Below are 4,086 nucleotides of genomic sequence, written 5' to 3'. Positions count from 1 at the left end.
AGATAAAACTGTTACGCCATTACTATATGAAGAGCGGATACCCGATTTAAGTACTAATGACAAAGCGATTGATGCATGGTTTGACCGTATTACCGACAAGTTGTCTGATAAACAACGAACCGACCTTAAAAGAAAGTTTTCTCAAAAAGGCCAAATCTATCAAACTGAAGGTCGCATTGAATTAATTGCCCATGATATTTCTGACCACTTCCAAAACTTTAAGCGCCAAGGGCTAAAAGGCCAGCTTGCTTGTGACTCTAAAGCCTCTGCCATTCAATATAAGAAGCTGTTAGATAAAATCGGTAAGGTCACCTCGGTGGTTGCAATGTCAGCGCCTGATACGCGTGAGGGGCATGATACTGTTGACGGTGAAAGTAGCGATGCTGTGCAAAATTGGTGGAAAGCAAACATTGTTGATGCCGGTTATGGGCAGGATGAAAAAGCCTACACCAAACATATCATTAGCGAGTTTAGTAAAGATGAAGGGCCTGATTTGATGATAGTGGTAGATAAACTACTCACAGGCTTTGATGAACCTAAAAACACCGTGTTATACATCGATAAACCTTTAAAACAACATAACTTGATCCAGGCTATTGCACGGGTTAACCGCTTGCATCAAAAGAAACAGTTTGGTTACCTTATTGATTATAGAGGCATATTAAAAGAGCTTGATGCCACTATTGCCGATTATCAAGATTTAGCTGAGCGCACCCAAGCAGGCTTTGATATTGAAGACCTTAAAGGCTTATATAGCCGTATGGATACGGAATATAAAAAGCTTCCTGGCTTATTTAGCGATTTGTGGACAATTTTTGATGGAGTTAAAAACAAACAAGATGGCCCAGCGTTACGCCAAGTACTCTCACCTAAAATCGATACTATAGATGGTCAACTTACCGATACTAATCTGAAAATGCGCGAAGACTTTTATGATGCACTTACTGTATTTGCTAACTGTATGAAAGTGGCATTACAGTCGGCGACGTATTTTGAAGATAAAAGCTTTGATGTGATCGATCCAAATACATCTCTAGACAAGCGTAGTTTGTATAAAAAAACACTTAAATTCATGTCTGAACTGCGTAAGCAAGTGCGTGAAGATGCCGAAGAAACGGTCGATTACGATGAGTATGCCGAGAACATTCGTACAATGCTAGATAAGCATATTGGTGGAGTTGAAATTCAAGAGTCGAAAGGCGCTTACCTTGTTGGCAATATGGGTAAAACGGCGATGCCTGAAGACATGAGTGACGATGAGGCTCGGAATAAAAAAGATGCAATCACTGGCCGTATAACCAAAATGATTGACCAGGATTTAGCTGATGACCCTTATGCGCAGGAATATTTCTCTAATTTGCTTAAACAGGCAATTGATAAAACTAAAGAGATGTTTGATGCACCAGTGAAGCAATACTTGTTGTTTGCTGATTTTGAAGAACAAGTGAAAGAGCGCAAAGTAGAAGGCATTCCGATTGACCGATTTAGTGAGCTTGACCCTAAGGTTAAGCGCCACGTACAAGCCTACTATGGTCTGTTTTTAAAGCATTTAGCCAGTGGTAATACGTTGACCGAGGATGAGTGCTTTAACAGCGCGATATTGATTGATGAAATCGTTACAGGTGCAGTTGCTGAGTTTTCAATTAATCCACAAGAAATTGAAAACCAAATTAAACGTAAGCTACTTCCTGTGCTATTTAAAACTATAGGCATGGATAAAGCTAAAGTAGTGATTGCTGATGTGGTTCAAATTACCCGTTTGGGTGTGGCAGGCCACCATTAATGGCTTCAGTAAACGCTAGCGAAGAAAGTAAAGAGCAATATAGCTTTGTTTATGGTGATGAAGCGGTTACCTATGAGGTTATTCGTAAACCTGATGGACTTGAAAAAAAGAAGCGAAAAATTACCATTAAAGTTCATCCTGATTGCAACGTCGTTGTTAACGCCCCAAACGATGCGCCACGAGAGGATATTCATGAAGCCGTAATGAAGCGAGCTAAGTGGATATATGATGCGTTGAACGAGTTTCGTACTCATCTTGAGTTTGTTCAGCCAAAACATTATGTGAGCGGTGAAATGCAGTTTTATCTTGGCCGACGTTATGTACTTAAAGTGGTTGAAGACCCTGATGGTATTTCAAACGTTAAAATGACCCGAGGCAAGCTGCTAGTTACGTTGAACCGCTTTAATGAAGATAAGCAAAAGTTGACAAAAACCTTAGTCTCAAAGTGGTATAAGGTACGTGCTGAACGGGCTTTTCATCAACGCTTATCTGAACTACTTCCACACGCTACGTGGGTTACAGGCATTCCTAGTTTTCGAGTGCTTTCGATGGCCAAGCAATGGGGGAGTTGCTCTACTAAAGGCAATTTAATGCTCAATCCTCATCTGATTAAAGCCCCTAAAGAATGCATTGATTACGTGATTTTGCATGAGCTTTGCCACATTGCTGAGCATAACCATAGCGAAAAATTTTGGCGTTTACTTTCTAGCGTAATGCCCAATTGGAAAGAAGTGAAAAGCCGTTTAGATGGCATGGCGGAGTTGTATTTGAATGAGTAAAAATAGGTATTAAGAATATAAAAAATGTCTAATTTTCTTACAATTAATGAGGAGGAAAGTTTAACCGGTTTTACTCTTCGTCAGGAGTTTATATTTACTTCTGGAGTGACCAATAGTCTACTTAAAATCATAGGTGGTGATAGAAAGGCTCTCAACTTTCCAAAAAAAGTAGAGTTTACTGGTTTACAAAATAAAACTATGGTGGAAGTGCTATCGATGCACACTGTTTATCCCCTTTTAAAATATACATCCGACTATCACTTAAAAACTGAGTTAATAGATATTTTTATTCATGGTTACTCAGAACAACGCCGCGCTCTTGAGAAACAATTGTTTCAATATGCTGAGCTACGCTATTGTCCCAAGTGCTTTATTGATCAATTAAGGCAATACGGATTTTGCTGGTTACTAAGGGTGTGGCAAGCTCCACTTGTGACAGCATGCCACATACATAATATAAAATTGTGTAAATACTCCTGTGATTGCATCGATGGCCCGTTTGCAACGAAAAACTTTCTTGTCGGATTATTTACGGGGAGTTGTCCAGAATGTCATTGTAATACTTGGACTGAAGCATATTGTAAATCGTCGCTCTCTGAGCGGCGCACAGCTAAATGGATGTCAGAAATACTCATGTATCCTCCTATTCATCTATCAAGGGCTGTTAATTTAAGTTTAGTATTAGATTTTATTGAAAAGAGTGGAATTAATCATTTATCAAAAAAAGAGCAACTAGATTTTTTAACAAAAAAATGTGCTAAACAACAGAAGTCTTTGAATGAGGAATATTTACATAAGCAAATAAAAGCTATTGTTAATAGTTTTAAACTCCCCTTAGATTCCAAAATTTTCTACTCATTAGCCATTTCTACTTTCAAATCGGCTTCAGATTTCTATTCTCATATTAATAGCTGTGGTAGCGTTGGATACCTGAACATCAAAAAACACGATGAACATTTTAAGGAGAATAAACAGGTAACTTTAGTCGATGAAGATTATATTCAAGATATAAAACCTGACGATATGAATGATAATTGGATTAGACTTATCATTTAATGTACAAACTTTATTATTCCAAAGTGATATTAGTGTACAAACTTTATTGTGCCAATACATTAGTTGTAATGATGGAATTGCAACGAAGACTATTTGAACTCAACGAAGACAATCTTTTTGTGAAAACTGTTCAACCTCAACCTATGTGTTTGATTATTAGTATTAAAAGATTGTCTTCGTTTTTAATGACCTTATAGAAATGTAAACTAGCTTTGTGTGATAGCCCAAGAAAGCTTCTTGTAGATGTAATAAGTGATAATTAACTTGGTGCTTTATTCTGTCGTGAATAGGATTAGCAGCAAGTGTTCAAAGGCGTGTTATGCAAAAGCATAACGCGCCTTTTTTATCCGCGCCAGGAATTTAATTTCTGTGAAATTGAATAATAAGTAAAAAATTATTAAAATAAGCTTGATATTTTAGTTGTTCGCGTTTATATTTACTGCATTTAAGCAAAGGAGGAAATTTAAA

General features: G+C 37.5%; 3 protein-coding genes. All 3 read left to right on the top strand.

The genetic code is table 11. The features are described 5' to 3' along the window. A partial coding sequence (locus H5202_RS18575) for a type I restriction enzyme subunit R domain-containing protein (protein WP_443019440.1) occupies positions 1-1,783 on the top strand: 1,783 nt, incomplete at its 5' end. Beyond that, complete coding sequence (locus H5202_RS18570) at positions 1,783-2,562, top strand: M48 family metallopeptidase (RefSeq protein WP_182773377.1); 780 nt, start codon at positions 1,783-1,785, stop codon at positions 2,560-2,562. The genes H5202_RS18575 and H5202_RS18570, both read left to right, overlap by 1 nt. Positions 2,563-2,586: 24 nt before the next feature. Beyond that, positions 2,587-3,618, top strand: coding sequence for a TniQ family protein (locus tag H5202_RS18565; RefSeq protein ID WP_182773376.1), 1,032 nt, complete (start codon positions 2,587-2,589; stop codon positions 3,616-3,618). Positions 3,619-4,086: the final 468 nt, after the last annotated feature.

Origin of the sequence: Shewanella sp. SG41-4, assembly GCF_014164505.1 — a bacterium.
Lineage (GTDB): Bacteria > Pseudomonadota > Gammaproteobacteria > Enterobacterales > Shewanellaceae > Shewanella.
Note: the sequence above shows the minus strand (reverse complement) of the source record. Positions and strands in the feature narration are given on the sequence as shown.